Source organism: Nonomuraea sp. NPDC049607 (genome assembly GCF_040675375.1).
Taxonomy (GTDB): domain Bacteria; phylum Actinomycetota; class Actinomycetes; order Streptosporangiales; family Streptosporangiaceae; genus Nonomuraea.
In genome coordinates, this window is sequence record NZ_JBFAOV010000022.1 from 24306 (window position 1) to 40110 (window position 15805).

Consider the following 15805-nt stretch of genomic DNA (forward strand, 5'->3'; position numbering starts at 1 on the left):
TGCGTCATCCTCCGTCGCCGTTCTTGCGTGAGCTCCTGAGCAGCGCGGCGTAGTGACCGTCGAGCGCCAGCAGCTCGGCGTGCCTGCCGCGCTCGACCACCTCGCCGCGGTCGAGCACGATGATCTCGTCGGCGTCGCGCACCGTGGACAGCCGGTGCGCGATGATCAGGCAGCCGCAGCCGCGCCTGCGCAGGTTGTCGGCGATGATCCGTTCCGTCTCCGGGTCCAGGGCGCTGGTCGCCTCGTCCAGGATCAGCAGCGTCGGCTGGATCGACAGGGCCCGTGCCAGCTCCAGGCGCTGCCGCTGGCCGCCGCTGAGGTTCCTGCCGCCCTCCAGCACCCGGCTGTTGAGGCCGCCGGGCCGGGCCGCGATCAGGTCGAACAGCGCCGCGTCCCGCAGCGCCGAGACCGCCACCTCGTCGGGCACGTCGTCGCTCCACAACGTCAGGTTGTCGCGCACGGTGCCCTCGAACAGGGTGATGTCCTGGTCCACGTACGCGACCGAGGCGGCCACGACGGCCCGCGGCAGGTCGTCCCGCGGCCGGCCGTCCAGCAGCACCTGGCCGGAGGTCGGCGCGTACAGGCCGGCGGCCAGCTTGCCCGCGGTCGACTTGCCGCTGCCGGAGTTGCCGACGATCGCCACCCGGCGGCCCGGCACCACGGTGAACGACAGGTTCCTGACGACGGGCGTGGCGAGCGCGTTGTAGCCGAAGGTCACGTCGGCGAACTCCAGCCGCCCGTCCAGGCGCCCGCTCGGTCCGGCCTCCTCCTCGGCCCGCGCGGACCGCTCGAACGTCCGGGCCATCGGGTACTTCTCGACGTCGTACAGGCGGCAGATGTCGGCCGAGATGTCCTGCAACTGGCCGCCCAGGTTGGTGAGCTGGGTGACCGGCCTGGACAGCGCGTTCAGCAACGTCTGGAAGGCCACCAGCATGCCGACGCTGATCGCCCCGTCCACCACCCGCAGCCCACCGATCAGCAGGATCAGGCCGCTGTTGACCGCGGCCAGCAGCGGCGGCACGACGGTCAGCGTCGCCGTGGCCACGCCCAGCCGCTGCTTGGCGGTGACCGCCTTGGCCAGGAACCCGGCCCAGCGCTGGAACGCCGTCGGCTCGGCCCCCGTCGCCTTGACGGTCTCCACGAGTTGCAGCGTGTTGAACGTGGTGGAGGTCAGGTTGCCCAGGTCGGCCCGCAGCGCCGCCACCGCGTCCGTACGCGCCCGCGACACCTGGCGCAGCACCAGGATGTTCAGCAGCGCCATCGACACCCCGACGAGCCCGAGCAGCAAGTCGTAGCGGATGAGCACGGCCGCGTAGAACAGCACCAGGACCAGGTTCACCAGCGTGACGGCCAGGTCGCGGGACAGGATCTCGGCCACGCCGTCGTTGGCCTGCACCCGCTTGGCCACCTCGGCCGGACGCCGCTGGAGGAAGAACTCCACCGGCAGCCGCAGCAGATGGCGGAAGAAGCGGGCCGAGCTGACCAGGCTGAGCCGGATCTCCAGCCGCAGCAGGTAGTGCCGCTGCACCGAGGTCAGCACGAACACCACGACCGCGGTGACCCCCATCGCGAACAGCAGCGGCACCAGGTAGCCGGGGTCGCGCCCGGTCAGGATCCGGTCGATGAACACCCGGCTGAACGCGGGCCCGATGATGCCCGGCACCACCAGCAGCAGGCTGGCCAGCAGCACCAGCGGCAGGGCGCGGCCCGACGGCATCCGCCGCGCCAGCAGGGCCTGCCCGACGCGGGTGGGCCGCCCGCCGGGCCGGAAGTCCGGTCCCCGCTCGAACGTCAGCACCACGCCGGTGAAGCCGGAGTCGAAGTCGTCCCAGTCGATCATCCGGGGGCCGCCCGCCGGGTCGTTGACCGCGACGGCCTTCCTGCCGAACCGGCTGCGCACCCCCTCCAGGACCATGAAGTGCTGGAACGCCCAGAACACGATGGCCGGCTCGGTCAGCGAGCGCAGGTCGTCGGCCTCCATCTGGAAGCCCCTGGCGATCAGCCCGTAGCGGCGGGCCGCGGCCACCACGCTGGAGGCCTTCGCGCCGTCGCGGGAGACTCCGCAGGCCGAACGCAGCTCCTCCAGCGGCACGAACTTGCCGTGGTAGCCCAGGATCATCGCCAGCGAGGCCGCCCCGCACTCCACGGCCTCCATCTGGATCACCGTCGGCGTGCGCCGCCGCCATCTCCACCGCCGCCGCCGCGCCGGGGCCGCCGGGGCCGCCGGGGCCGCCGGGGCCGCCGGGGCCGCCGGGGCCGCCGGGGCCGCCGGGGCCGCCGGGGTCGCCGGGGGAGCGGGCGCGGTGCCCTTCCCGGTGTCCTTCGCGGGTGCCTGGTCCACATGCCCCTGGTCGGGGACGCCGGTGGTGGTCACACGTCCCTCCCGGGGGCGCTGGTCGTGGTCACGCATCCCTCCTTCGGCGGGGGAGCGGGGGCGGTCACGCGGCTCACCTCAGCGCCCGAGCAGCAGGTCGAACAGCGTCTGGCTGCCCAGCCCGATCGCGCCGCTGACGGAGACCTGCGACTGCAGGCCCACCGGCGGCCCCTTCACGGTCGACCAGGCGTAGCCGGACGGCGTGGCGGGATCGCGCACCAGGTCCACGATCACCAGCCTGGACGGCGTGTTCCGCAGGTAGCCGCGCGCCGGGTCCTCGCCGCCCACCAGGTCGGCGGCCTGCTCGGTCATCACGGGGTAGTCGCTGACCGACTCGACCCGGCCGCGCAGCAGCCCGTACGCGCCGGGCGGCGCCGAGGAGACCGACAGATCGACCGGCTTGCCCGGCACCACGCCCATCGCCCGGTCGACCGGCACGAACAACATCGCCACCAGCCGGTCGCGCGGCGCGTCCGTACGCTCGATGAGCAGCAGCTCCTCGCCCTCCCTGACCACGTGGCCGGGCACGGCGGAACCGGCGACCACCCGCCCGCTGAACGGGCTGCGCACCACCTGCTCCGCCCCGCCGTCGGCGGCGATGACCGCCACCGCCTGGCCCTCGCGCACCGCCTCGGCCGGCTGGACGAGCATCGAGCGCACCGTCCCCCCGTACGGGCTCTGCAGCCGAGCCGTGCCGCCGGGATGGGTCAGCAGCCCCACGGCGGGCACCGTGACCGGCAGCCGCCCGGCGAAGAACCACACCCCCGCGGCCACCACGATGATCAGCACCACGAACGTGGCGATCCACCCGCGCGGCGAGGCCAGCAGCGTCGGCGAGTCGAGCTCGTCGGGCTCCCGCATCCGCTGCAACGCCTTGAACCGGAACTTCATCGCGCCGTCCCCCGAACGCGGCCCTCGGCCCGCCGTCGTGCCGTCATGTGCCCATCACCGCCGGCTGCCGACGATCAGCTCGCCGACGCTGCCCTCGGTCAGGTAGTCGAGGCCGCTGGCGAGCGCGAAGTCGGCGGCGTCCCCGCCGCCCAGCGCGCACACGGCCAGGTCCATGGCCGTGCCGGCCAGGTAGAGCGTCTGGTACAGCACGCCCACGTGCTTGAGGACCAGCGAGTAGCCGATCGTCTCGTACTTCCACATCACCCGGCCGAAGCGCGCGGTGACGGTCAGCACCACCTGGGGGTCGGCGGTGAGCTGGGCCGCCGACTTGGCCCGCTCGACCAGCGCCCGCACGGCGGGCGTGGGGGGCGAGACCAGCTCCAGGGCGTGGCCGCCGGTGTCGTAGTGCCACAGTCCCGGTTCGGCCCCCTGGCAGGACACGATCAGCGGATAGATCTCCAGCTCGTGGACCGAGCCGCCGGAGGGGTAGGGCCGGTCGGTCAGCTCCTGCCCGTCGGGCGAGGTGAACGCGGCCCGCCGCCGCATCGACCGGTAGAGCAGCTCGCCGAGCTGGGCCAGCGTGATGGGCGCGTCCGGGTCGTGCTCGCGCAGGGAGCGGCGGCGTTCCAGCGTGTCGGTCAGGCTGGGGTCGGTCTTGGCCAGCAGCTCCAGGTCGGGCCGGGGCAGCTCGATCCGCTCGCCGGTGAACGGCGGCGGATCGGCGGGCACCGGGTCGAAGCGGGAGGTGAAGGCGTACGTGCCGCCGTAGCGGCCGGTGTAGCGGGGGCCGCGGCTGTGGGCGTGCAGCCACAGGTCGCGCGGGTGCCACTGGGCCGTCGCCAGGTCGTCGTCCTCGGGGCCGGTGGCGAGCACGCCCGCCGCCGCGAGGAACCGCAGCGCCGGCCCCCACTCCTGGTCCTGCGCCCGGCCGCCGTCCGCCAGGTTCGCCGGGGTGGTCCAGGACGCCAGCGCGCCGAGCAGCCCGCAGGCGGCCGGCGACAGCTCCACCACCGCCGGGCTGCGCGGCGAGCGCACGGTCAGCACGCCGTCCCCGGCGGTCACGACGGCGAAGCGCGACAGCCTGATCGGCGTGTCCGCCGGCGGCGTGGGTGCGGGCTCCACGCCGCCGGCGCCGACCGGGCGCAGCCGGGCCCCGGCCGCGGTGAACTCCAGCAGGCCGGCCCTGGCCAGGCGGCGGACCAGCAGGTTCCAGCGCAGCAGTCCGGCCTCGCCCACGGTCGCCGCCAGGGCGGTCTCGCCCGCGTCGCCGCCGGCCAGGATCCGCAGGGCGGCCGCGGTCCCGGCGTCGAGCCCGCGCAGGCCGAGCGAGCCGGCGGGCGTGGAGATGCGCGCCTCGCCGTCCGCCTCGGTCAGCTCCGCGTCCCGCCGCAGCCGCAGCTTGGTCTCGTCCATGGCCCGCTCCTCTCCGTCACCCAGGGGCCCGCGAACCGGTCAGAAGAAGACGCTGGTCGGGTTGAGCTCGTCCTCGGCCACGGGCTCGGTGACCCAGCCGAGCGAGACCGGCACGTCGTACAGCCGGCCGGGGCCGAGCCGCCGCCAGAAGTGCCGCATGCCGGGCGCGATCACCCGGACCACGCTGAGCTCCAGGTCGGGACGGCTCTGGTCGAGCGCGATGACCTCGATCCCGGCCGCGGCGGCCCTGGCCACGCACGTCTGCACGTCACCGGCCAGGTCGCCGCCGTCCGAGCGGGCGTAGTCGGACAGGGTGCGGGCGCGTACGGCGGGGTCGGGCACCAGCCACGGCTGCTCGGCCAGCCTGGTCTCCTTCCACCAGGCCAGCGTGGCGACGTCGTCGTCCAGGTAGAGCGTCTCGCCGTGCTCGTCGCGCCGCTCCACCGAGGGCAGGAACTGGTTGACCTCGGTGAGCGTCCTGATGGCGGCGATCCGCGGGTCGAGGTGCGCGCCGAACCCGACGATGACGTCCTCCACCGGGTGCCCGATGCGGTGCGAGACCCCCACGAACGCCGGGATGCCGAGGTCGGTCGTGAGGTCGAGCAGCCACAGGTCGCGGTCCATGCCGCGGTAGAACTCGCGCACGGTGTCGACGTACGGGTCGCGCAGCGAGTCCAGGTCGAAGGCCGGCCGCCGGGCCCGGTTGTACCACCACAGGGCCACCGCGTCCCGTTCGACCAGCTCGCAGAAGCCCTGCAGGACGGCCTCCTCGATCGAGTTGCCCGAGGCGTTGCCGTTGGAGTCGCCCACGCAGTAGAAGTGGCGTTCCAGGTCGGGGTGGCCGTACCAGGCGTAACCCGAGGGCACCAGCCGTTCCCGCTCCTCGGTCAGCGACCAGGCGGGCGACCAGTCGACCGGCAGGTCCGTACGGAACCGCTCGGGCACCAGGTGCAGCCGGTGCGCGGGGTCCTTGTTCCACTCCTCGCGGCCGGCGTACTGGGCGTCGGAGAAGTGCAGTAGCGACTCAGGATGGACGGCCACCGCCGGGTCGAGGTCGGCGTAGGCGGCCTCGGTGACCGGCTCGTCGCCGCGCCACACGCCCGAGTAGCGTTCGATGGCCTCGCACAGCGCGCTCACCCTGGCCTGCACCTCGGTGCGGCCCTTGCCGCCGCTCTGCCCGCGCAGGTTGCGCCGCAGCAGGTCCATGTTGTCGCCGATCATGGCGAAGTTGTGGCCCGCGGTGAAGCTGTAGGTGACGCCGTTGTCCTCGTCGGCGAAGGTGTGCAGCCGGGTGACCGCCCCGATGAGCGGGCTGATGTGCTTCTCCAGCCTGGCATACGTACGCGCGGGCGGCTCGATGCGGTATCCGCCGTCGGTGACGTGCCGGGCGCTGCGCGCCGACAGCGCGACCTTGGGGCTGCGTTCGCTGATCAGCGTGGGATCGCCGCACGCCGGGCACTGCGGCAGCCGGACCAGGGTGTGCTCCATGACCCCGAGGGTGCGCAGGTCGACGGTGGTCATGCGGCCCTCCAGCCGCGAGGAGGCCGCCCCCGCGGCGATCCGCGCCAGCTCCACGGCCAGCAACCCGCCCGCCACGGCCGGACCGGCGGGCGCCGACTCCCGCGCCGGGTGGTACGGCACGCCGCCGCCGCGCTTGCCCGCCAGGTACCGCTCGACCTGCCGGTTCCCGGCCAACCGCTGTGCCAGGCAGGCCCAGCAGCCGGTGCGTCCAGGCTGGAGCACCGGGCCGACCCAGAGCGTGATCCCGCCCGGTTTCACCAGCGCCCACGGGTGCCCGGCGGCCAGATAGGCGGCGTTGAGCCGGTCGAGCGCCGGATCGAGGTAGTCGCCGGCCACCACGACCGCCATCGTCCCCTCGGGCCTGGCGGCCTCCTCCGCCACGCTCCTCGTACGTATACGCAACCCGTGCTCGGCCAGCACCGGGACCACCGCGGCGGCGTCGGCCCCCTCGCAGGCCACGACGGTGAATTCGGCGCGGGAGAGCGCGTCGTGCGCGTGCACCGGGTCAATTCCCTGCGCGTCCCAGAATGCCAGCGTGCTGTCCGGCCAATCGGGGCGGCCATTGGCGAGATGGCCGAATGCGGCGAATTTACGAATGGCGATGAGTGTCTGCGGGAGTGGCAGTTCGTCGATCAGCGCGCTCGCGATCTCGGCTACGGTACGCCGTCCGTCCAGGTAGGGAAGGAGTTTCCCGGCCCCCGCCGACTGGACGAGGTAGTGCTGACCCTCGGCCAGGAGAAACACCTTCGACCCGTCGATCACCTGCGGTGTGAAGTGCGCCTTGAGACGTGGGCGGTCCATGACCCTCCCCGTATCGGGTCCATATTGGTTGATCGCAGAGTCGCACCGGGCCGGATCCGGTGTAAAGACGTAATTCCGGCGTACGCATTTCACCGGTACGGTGGGCGAAAATACGTATTGGTCCGGCGGGAATGCGCATGCGCCCCGGTGTGGGCGCGCTGTTGAACCAGGTGCCAATAGTCCGGATTAGTCGGATTTGCGTGCCTAGGTATTGACAGCCCGCCCGCCCGAGGCGGCATGATCCTGGTGGACAGTTTCAGGGGGGCCGAACTGTGGGGAGTGGCGATGTCTTCGGGACAGCCGCTGCTACACCGTGACATCGAGACCGCGGCGATGCGGGAGGCGCTGTCGAGGGTCCGCGCCGGCGGGCCCTCCGTCCTCCTGATCCAGGGGTCCCGGGGCATGGGCAAGACCACCTTGCTGAACGCCGCGCTGGCGGCCAGGGGCGAGGCGGGGGCGCTGCTGCTGATGGCGCGGGGGCACCCCACCGAGCGCGACCACCCGTTCGGCGTGGTCCGCCAGCTCTTCGAACCGGTCATGACCGCCGGCCGCGCGCCGCCACCCGGCGAGGGCGCCGTCGTCGGTCCCGACCTGGGCGGCGGGCTCGACCGGAGCCATCCCGTCACGCCCGACCTGCTGCACGGCCTCTACCGGGCCACCCGCTCCTTCACCGGCGACCGGCCGCTGATCATCGCCGTCGACGACGTGCACCACACCGATCCGCAGTCCTCCCAGTGGTGCTCCTACATCGCCCGGCGGCTCGACGGCCTGCCCATCGCGATGATCCTCACCACCGCCGACACCGGCGGCCCCGACGACCTGGCCAGAGACCTGGCCACGCTGCCGTACACGCGGCTGCTGCGGCCCGCCCCCCTGTGCGCCCAATGCGCGGGACGGCTCATGGAGTCCGTGCTCGGCGTGGAGGAGGAGATCGGCGAGGAGGTCGCCGCGGCCTGCCACCGGCTCACCCAGGGCAACCCGCTGCTGCTGCGGGAGCTGGCCGGGCGGCTGGCCAGGTCCGGCGTGCGCCCGGTGGGCGCCGAGCTGTCCCGGGTGCTGGAGATCGGCGCGCTGGCGCTGACCGAGACCGCGCTCGGCTGGCTGTCCGGCAGCGGGTCGGGCGTGGACGCCGCGGGCGTCGACCTGCTGCGCAGCCTGGCCATCGTCGCACCCGAGGACGGCATGGAGGTCGCGTCCATGATCGCCGGGCACGGCCAGGACACCGCCAGGGCGGCGGGGGAGACGCTGCGCCGCGCCGGGCTGGTCACCGGCACGCCGCCCGACCGCTTCGCCCATCCGCGCATCCAGCAGGCCGTGCTGGCCGGCATGGACCCGGGCGAGCGCGACCGGCTGCACCGCCGTACCGCGTCGCTGCTGTACCGGCTCGGCGCGCCGCTGAGACGCTCGGCCCGCCACCTGATGTCGGCCGGCCCGACCGGCGACCCGCTCACGGTCACCGTGCTGCGCGAGGCCGCGGGCGAGGCCGCCGCCAAGCACTCGTGGGCGGACGCGACCGGCTACCTGCACCGCGCGCTGGCCGAGACCGACGACCGGGACACCGTCCTGGAGGTCACCGCCGAACTGGGCGCCGTGGAGAAGCACCGCGACCTGCCCGCCTGCCTGCGCCACCTGCGCACCGTCTACGGCCGGGTCAGGACGGCCCCGCACGCCCTGATGTCGCTGGCGCCGTTCGCCGACATCCTGGTCACCGCGAACTCCGCCGAGGCCGCCGAGGTCTTCGCCGGCGCGGCCGAGGCCGCCGCCGCCACGCCGCAGTTCGGCGGAACGGACCTGCTGCTGGTGTTCGCCGCCCAGGCGCTGCTGTGGGGCCGCTCGGCCGGCCGGCTCGGCCTGCGCCGCCTGGGACGCTCCCTCGGCACACTGGTCAGCCCGGCGGCCAGGGAGTTCGTCAGCGTGCTCGCCCTGGCCACCGGCGCGCGCGGCCGCAGCCTGCCGCGCATGCTCGCCCAGACCCGGCGCTGCCTCGACGGCCAGGGCCCGGTGCCGGTGGCCGCCGTCCTGCCGCTGGTGTGGGGCGACCGCCTCGACGAAGCCTCCTACTGGGCCGAACGGCTGGTCACCGAGACCCAGGACGCCGGCTCCGGCACCGGCCTGGCACTGGCGCTGCTGACCAGGGCCGAGGTGCGCTACCAGCTCGGCAGCCTGGAGGCGGGGCTGGCCGACGCCGAGGCCGCCGTCGTCAGCTCGCGCGAGTGCCAGGCCGAGGGCTTCCACGTGGCCGCCGCCGCCTGCGCCGCCCGGGTGCTGGTGGAGTACGGCGACCTGGAGGCCGCGGAGGCGGCGCTGAAGTCCGTGGCCCCGTACGGCGACTGGCACCCGATGATCTCCGGGCAGGCCCTCGACGCGCTGGGCCGCCTCCGGCTCGCGCAGGGCCGTCCGCGCGACGGCCTGCTCACCCTGCTGGAATGCGGCCGCCGCCTGACCGCCGCCGGCATCACGAACCCGGCCTGCGTGCCCTGGGGGACGAACTCGATCCTGGCGTACGTCCTGTCCGGTGAGCGTTCGGCGGCCCGCATCGTGGCCGAACGGGAGCTGGAGCTGGCCCGCGCGTGGGGCGCGCCCACCGTCGTCGCCCGCGCGCTGAGCGCGGCCAGCATCGCCCACGAGGGTCAGGTCCGGCTCGACATGCTGCACGAGGCCGTCGCCCTGCTGGGCAACCGGGGTGCCCGGCTCGAACACGCCAGGGCCCTGCTGCGCCTGGGCATCGCCCAGCGGCAGGCGGGCGACGACGGCAAGGCCCACGAGACGCTGGCCCTGGCGCTGCGGCTGGCCGCCGACTGCGGCGCGGCCCGCCTGGCCGCCTTGGCCGACAAGCACCGCGCCGCCACCGCCCCGGCGCGCGCCGCCACGCTCGTTCCCGGCCAGGACGACCATGTGCTGACCGTCGGCGAACGCCGGGTCACCGACCTGGTGCTGCGCGGGATGAGCAACCTGGAGGTGGCCACGACGCTGTCCATCAGCAAGCGCACCGTGGACACCCATCTGGCCCGCATCTACCGCAAACTCGGCATCCACACCCGCGCCGAACTCGCCGTCATCCTCACCGGCCTGTCCGACGACGACCACCCCACCCCACCCCGGACCGAGCCCGTCCCCACAGGCCCCCACGAATACCTGTAACGGCGGGGGCGTGCAGCTCAGGACCCCACTGCTTCCAACATCGCCTCGTCGGGCGCCGTCATCGTGCTCCCTCAGCCGAGCCGGTACAGTTCACCGCCGCCCGTGTCGGACGTGCCGCCGTACGTGCTCGCGGGAACCCTCGTACCGTTCTTCCGCACCCATTGGGCGACGGCGGGGTCGCCGCTCATCGGGCCGCTCTCACCCGACCCGTCGATCACGATGTGACGCAGCTCGCCCCTGCGGACGTACTCCTGCAGCCCGGCCACCGTCATCGCCGGGTCCTGCCCGGTGAAGCCGCCCATCGCGATCACCGGCTCGCCGGTCGACAGGATGATCGACGACGCCTGCTGGGCACTGACCACGGCGACCAGCCAGCGCGCACCGCCCCGGTTCCTGAGCAGGTAGTCGACCATGTCGTCGCTCAACTCACCGGCCGGTCCGCCGACCACCAGCATGCCGCCCCGCCCCTGGGGCGGCGCCTGACCGTTCTGGGCCTGACCGTTCTGGGCCTGCGCCGCGTACGGCCCCGCCAGCGCGTTGCCGCTGGTGTTGCCGCCGCCGAACGCGGTCACCGCCGCGTACGCGCCCGGCCCTGCCAGGGCTGCGACCAGCGTGAACGTCATCGACGCGACGACGATGCCGGGGCCCGGCGCCCACCGCAGCCGCGCGGCCACCAGCGCGAGCACCGCCAGCACGGTCGCCGCCACGATCACCCAGCGCAGCCATGGATTCCAGTCGGGCGTCCGGTTCAGCAGCGCGAACGACCACGCACCTGTGACCGCGACGCCCACGGGCAGCACCCACGACCACCGGACAGACCCCTGGTGAGCGCCATACAGCAGTACCCCGCCCACTCCGACCAGTACGGCGATCGCGGGGGCCAGTGATGTGGTGTAGTACGGGTGGAACACGCCCTTGGCGAAGCTGAACGCCACGTAGTACGTCGCCAGCCAGCCGCCCCACAGCACCAGCCCAGCCCGTGCCAGGTCGGTGCGCGGCCGCTTCCACAGCAGCACCATCCCCGCAATCAGCGCGAGCACCGCGAACGGCAGCAGCCAGGAGATCTGACCGCCGACCATGTCGTTGAACATCCGTCCCACGCCCGCGGCGCCACCGAACCCCCCGCCGCCACGGCCGCCGCCGTGCGTCTCCAGGCCGAAGATCCGGCCCAGGCCGTTGAAGCCGATGACGAGGTCACGCACGGTGCCGTCGGTGCTGCCTCCGATGAACGGGCGATTCCCGGATGGGGTCAGGTCGACCACCACCATCCACCAGAAACTCGACACCACCAGCGCCGCACCCGCCGCCAGCAGATGCCACACCCGGCGCAGCGCGCCCGGCCTGGCCGCCACCAGGTAGGCCAGCGCCAGCGCCGGGACGACCACGAACGCCTGCAGCATCTTGGTGTCGAACCCGCACCCCACGAACGCGGCCGAGGCCAGCAGCCAGCGCAGGCGTCCCGACTCGATCGCGCGCTGACACGACCACGCAGCCAGCACCAGCCACAGCACCAGCAGCGTGTCAGGATTGTTGTCGCGGTTGATGGCCACCGTGATCGGGGTCAGCGCCAGCACCCCGGCAGCGATCAGCGCCGCCGGAAACCCGGCCGCGCGCCGTACCGTGGCGTGCAGCACCGCGACGGCGGCCACCCCGGCCAGCACCTGCGGCAACATCAGGCTCCACGTCCCGAACCCCAGGACGCGGGCGAGCAGCCCCATCGCCCACAGTGCCATCGGAGGCTTGTCCACGGTGATGAACGACTCGGAGTCCAGGGCCCCGAAGAAGAACGCCTTCCAGCTCTCGGTGCCGCTCTTGACCGCCGCCGAGTAGTAGGAGTTGGCGTAGCCGGCCGACCACAGGTTCCACGCGTACAGCACGAGAGCCGCCGACAGCACGCCCCAGAGCCCGGGACGCGACCAGCGCGGATCTTCAGGCCCGCCCAAGGCCAGTCGGCGCAGCCACCCCGATCCGGCATCCGAGGGGCGACTCCCGCCGGGCCTGTCAGGCAGGCCCGGCGGATCGGAGGGCGTCTGTGAACGACGTACGCGGATGGTCATGCGACCTCGTCCTTCCGGGCCGTGTCGATGGTCGGATCGGCCGGGGTCGACCGGTGCCCAAGGCGCCGTGGATGGAAGATCCAGGTGCGCATCAGAAGGAACCGCACCAGCGTCGCGACCCCGTTGGCGGTCACCAACGCGGCGACCTCGACGGCCCGTGGCGGCTCGGGCGCCAGTGCGTGGAGCAGGGCCAAGCAGCCGGTGCTCAGGACCAGTCCGAGCAGGAACGCCAGACCGCCTTCCAACTGCTGCCTGAACGCCCGTTCACGGCCCGTCACCCCAAAGGTGAAACGGCGGTTGGCGGCGGTGTTGCCGACAGTGGTGATCAACAGCGAGACCGCGTTCGCCCACAGTGGCCCCATCACCATGCGCAGCAGCACGAACAGCAGCAGCTGAGCGATCGTGCTGAACACCCCGATGATCGCGAAAGTCGGCAGTTGCCGGGCCATCCCCGCCGGCAGCCGCGGCCTCGGCCGGCTCTCCACCGGGGCGTCGAACGCGCCCGTCAGCATGCGCCGCGCCACCCGGGCCATGCCCTTCACATCATCCAGCGCGGTTCGCAGCACGTCCACGCGGCTGTCGGGGTCGTCGACCCAGTCCACCGGCACCTCGTGGATGCGCAGCCCGTTGCACTCGGCCAGCAGCAACAACTCGGTGTCGAAGAACCACTTGTCGTCCTGCACCGACGGCAGCAACGCCCTCGCGATCACGGTCCGCGCGGCCTTGAAACCACACTGGGCGTCGGTGAAGCGGGCCGACAGCGTCGTGCGCAACAACACGTTGTAACCCCGGGAGATCAGCTCCCTTTTCGGGCCGCGCACCACCGCCGACCCGCGAGTCAGCCGAGTCCCGATGGCCAGATCGCTGTGCCCGGAGATCAGCGGCGCCACCAGCGGAAAGAACGCGTCCAGGTCGGTGGACAGATCCACGTCCATGTAGGCGACCACGTCGGCGTCGCTGTGGCTCCACACATGCCGCAGCGCCCGTCCCCGGCCCTTCTGCTCCAGCCGCACTGCCCGGACCCCTTGCAGTTCGGTCTCCAACTCCCGCGCAACCTGCCACGTTCCGTCGACGCTGGCGTTGTCGGCGATCGTGATCCGAAACCGGTAGGGGAACGTCTCTTCCAGATAGGCGTGCAGTCTGCGCACGCTGCACGCCAGCACATGCTGCTCGTTGTAGACCGGAATGGCGATCTCCACCATGCGATCCATGACCAACTCCTCGCTCGCTCGAAGGGCCTCTCAAAGGTGTGGCCGCGGAGCCGATGACCTGGCGGCGACGTCCGCTGCGCCAAGCCGGGACGCACGCGGAAGGACTGCGACCGGCTGACATCGGGCTGCGGTGGCCACGGGAGACGTCAGGAGATCCGTTCTCTTCGTGTCGACCGCCGGACCACCTCAGCCACCCCCGCCGCCGCCCGGCGTGCCTCCGGTGACAGCCTGTACCTCCCGCTCGTTCAGCTCCTGCAGCGTCCCGCCGTCGGTGTTGCTGAGGATGACACCGACCCAGCCGGTGTACGGGTAGATGTTCCAGCTGGCGCCGACACCAGGGTTGGCACCGGCGCGCCCGTGCACCCACTGACCACTGACGATGCGGACCGGCATCTGGTAAGCCCCGAACGACTGCGGTCCGTGGGGGGACCTGGGCGCGGTGAGCACCTCGGCGTAGGGCCGTTCCAGCACCGTGCCTTCGCTCAGGGCGTGCGCGAACCGGACCAGGTCCGGTGCGGTGGCGAAGCCACCGTCCCCTGGGACGTCGATGAAGCCGCGGCCCGGGTTCTTGCCCGGCGTGGACTGGTTGGAGCTGCTCTTGTCCAGGTGGCGGACGGCGTCCACCACGCTGCCGTCAGCCAACCTCATGTAAGGGTGCGCGATATGCGCATCGGTGAGCCACTGCGGCCTCGTGCGGAACGCCGAGCCGGTCATGCCGCAGCGCTTGAAGATGTTCTCCTCGACGTAGTCCCAGTACGTCCTGCCGGTCACCGCCTCCACGATCAGCGCCGGGATGACGACCTCGGCACCGGCGTGTTCGGTGGGAGTGCCGGGGGCGGCCACCAGCTTCGCCTTCCGGGCCCACTGCTCGTAGAACTCGTGCACCTCCTCCCGGCTCCGGAAGATGCGCCGCAGATCCTCCTCCGGGGTGTTCAGCCCGGAGGTGCCGGAGAGCAGGTGGTGGACGGTCACCCGTTCGGCGATGTCCCTGGCATAGCCCTTGAGGTGGGTGCCCACCGTGTCCGACAGCTTCACCTTGCCCTGCTGCACCAGCTGCAAGATGGCCACCGCGCCGAACGGCTTGCCCGCCGAACTGAGGCTGAACGCGATGCCTTCGTGATTGCGGATCCCCTTCTCCTTGTCCGCCATGCCGTAGCTGCGGGACAGCACCGTCCTGCCCCGGTGCGACAACAGCACCACGCCGGAGAACCTGCCCTCTGCGGCCAGCTTCGCCACGTACCGGTCGTAGGCTCCGCCGGGACGGGTGGCCGGCGGGATGCCGGGGCCGGTCGTGGCCGGAGGGTGCCGTCGCGGGCCGGGCCGCCCGCCCACCAGCGGCGCACCGGCCGCCACCACGCCGGCAGCCGCCACCCCGCTCCACCCGAGCAGCCGCCGACGGCCGATGCCACCTGCAGAATCCGAGTCCATGATCACGGTCCTTTCCTGACGACGAACCGGCCGTTGCAGGTCTGACGGCGACCGCCGTCGGCAACCGATCACCCACCACGTGGCCGGTGCCTCAACTGAAGACGGAGGACTGTTGCGGTGGCGTATGCGCATTTCGATACGCCCGCGATACACCGAGATCCCCGGCATCAAGGAACGGGCGCAGGCCGGCAGCGCGATGGTCCTGCCGCCCGCGATGAACGCCGACGCCGCAGCCCGGGGACAGGCCGAACGCGACCTGGTCGGCGACATGGGAACGAACGACGCCGGCACCGGTTCCGGCTGAAGGCGGCCGAGCCGGGCCGCTCGCGGAGCGGGTTGACCAGCGGGGTGCGTCTGGCGGCTGATGGTCGGTGCCGTCCGCTGTCCTCCGGCCTGACCGCCGGGCAGGCCGGAGGAACGGGGGGACCTTGCCAGGGGAGGCGGGGCCCGGCCCTCGACACGAAGAAGCCCCAGTCGTCCGGCATGTGCCGGCCGCTGGGGCTTGACTGGTGTCCGGACCGGGCCGAAACCCGGTCTGACCGCCGACGAGCAGAGGTGGACGATACTGGGATTGAACCAGTGACCTCTTCCGTGTCAGGGAAGCGCTCTCCCGCTGAGCTAATCGTCCTTGTTGAGTTGTCACTCAGAGCGGAAGACGGGATTCGAACCCGCGACCCTCACCTTGGCAAGGTGATGCTCTACCACTGAGCCACTTCCGCATGCGCACTTAACTTTACCGGACCCAGAAGAGTCCGTTGTACCACCGAGGTGGAGACGGGATTTGAACCCGTGTAGACGGCTTTGCAGGCCGCTGCCTCGCCTCTCGGCCACTCCACCAGGAGTTTGACTCCGAGCGGAAGACGGGATTCGAACCCGCGACCCTCACCTTGGCAAGGTGATGCTCTACCACTGAGCCACTTCCGCGTGAATCCCCCGCGAACTCGCGGGGCCACGGGAAAACCATATCG

Annotated in this window: 9 protein-coding genes and 4 tRNA genes; 2 read left to right on the top strand and 11 right to left on the bottom strand. The window is 72.4% G+C overall.

Going from position 1 to position 15805, the window contains the following annotated elements; translation table 11 throughout:
* Positions 1-4 precede the first annotated feature (4 nt).
* Genes AB0J97_RS33775 through AB0J97_RS33790 form a run of 4 tightly spaced genes read right to left on the bottom strand, consistent with a single transcriptional unit; the run spans position 5 to position 7000 of the window.
* Entirely contained in the window at positions 5-2410 is a 2406-nt protein-coding gene (locus AB0J97_RS33775) for an NHLP family bacteriocin export ABC transporter peptidase/permease/ATPase subunit (RefSeq protein WP_364096266.1), read from the bottom strand.
* 42 nt (positions 2411-2452) lie between these two features.
* Positions 2453-3265: an HlyD family efflux transporter periplasmic adaptor subunit gene (locus tag AB0J97_RS33780; protein WP_357706722.1), complete on the bottom strand. Its 813-nt coding sequence runs from the start codon at positions 3263-3265 to the stop codon at positions 2453-2455.
* Positions 3266-3319: 54 nt separating this feature from the next.
* Positions 3320-4678 carry a SagB family peptide dehydrogenase gene (locus AB0J97_RS33785; protein ID WP_364096269.1) on the bottom strand — a complete coding sequence of 453 codons (1359 nt, stop codon included), beginning with the start codon at positions 4676-4678 and terminating at the stop codon, positions 3320-3322.
* Between the two features lie 39 nt (positions 4679-4717).
* Positions 4718-7000: a TOMM precursor leader peptide-binding protein gene (locus AB0J97_RS33790; protein ID WP_364096272.1), complete on the bottom strand. Its 2283-nt coding sequence runs from the start codon at positions 6998-7000 to the stop codon at positions 4718-4720.
* A gap of 285 nt (positions 7001-7285) precedes the next feature.
* Here AB0J97_RS33790 and AB0J97_RS33795 point away from each other — a divergent pair, with 285 nt between their 5' ends.
* Positions 7286-10141, top strand: coding sequence for an AAA family ATPase (locus AB0J97_RS33795; RefSeq protein WP_364096275.1), 2856 nt, complete (start codon positions 7286-7288; stop codon positions 10139-10141).
* Positions 10142-10212: 71 nt separating this feature from the next.
* Here AB0J97_RS33795 and AB0J97_RS33800 read toward each other — a convergent pair whose 3' ends face one another.
* The 3 genes from AB0J97_RS33800 to AB0J97_RS33810 form a co-directional block, all read right to left on the bottom strand.
* Complete coding sequence (locus AB0J97_RS33800) at positions 10213-12036, bottom strand: glycosyltransferase family 39 protein (RefSeq protein WP_364096278.1); 1824 nt, start codon at positions 12034-12036, stop codon at positions 10213-10215.
* A 158-nt stretch (positions 12037-12194) separates the two neighbouring features.
* On the bottom strand, positions 12195-13409 hold the full coding sequence (locus tag AB0J97_RS33805; RefSeq protein WP_357706713.1) for a bifunctional glycosyltransferase family 2/GtrA family protein: 1215 nt from the start codon (positions 13407-13409) through the stop codon (positions 12195-12197).
* Positions 13410-13595: 186 nt separating this feature from the next.
* Positions 13596-14837 (bottom strand): serine hydrolase domain-containing protein, encoded by a 1242-nt coding sequence (locus AB0J97_RS33810; protein ID WP_364096282.1) that lies wholly within the window; start codon positions 14835-14837, stop codon positions 13596-13598.
* Between the two features lie 124 nt (positions 14838-14961).
* Here AB0J97_RS33810 and AB0J97_RS33815 point away from each other — a divergent pair, with 124 nt between their 5' ends.
* Positions 14962-15141: a hypothetical protein gene (locus AB0J97_RS33815; RefSeq protein WP_364096285.1), complete on the top strand. Its 180-nt coding sequence runs from the start codon at positions 14962-14964 to the stop codon at positions 15139-15141.
* Positions 15142-15393: 252 nt separating this feature from the next.
* Here the strand turns inward: AB0J97_RS33815 and AB0J97_RS33820 are convergent.
* From AB0J97_RS33820 to AB0J97_RS33835, 4 genes are all read right to left on the bottom strand, one after another.
* Positions 15394-15465, bottom strand: a tRNA-Val gene (locus AB0J97_RS33820).
* Positions 15466-15484: 19 nt separating this feature from the next.
* Positions 15485-15556 (bottom strand) — tRNA-Gly (locus tag AB0J97_RS33825).
* Positions 15557-15603: 47 nt separating this feature from the next.
* A tRNA-Cys gene (locus AB0J97_RS33830) sits at positions 15604-15674 on the bottom strand.
* A 15-nt stretch (positions 15675-15689) separates the two neighbouring features.
* Positions 15690-15761: transfer RNA gene (locus tag AB0J97_RS33835), tRNA-Gly, on the bottom strand.
* Between the last annotated feature and the right edge of the window lie 44 nt (positions 15762-15805).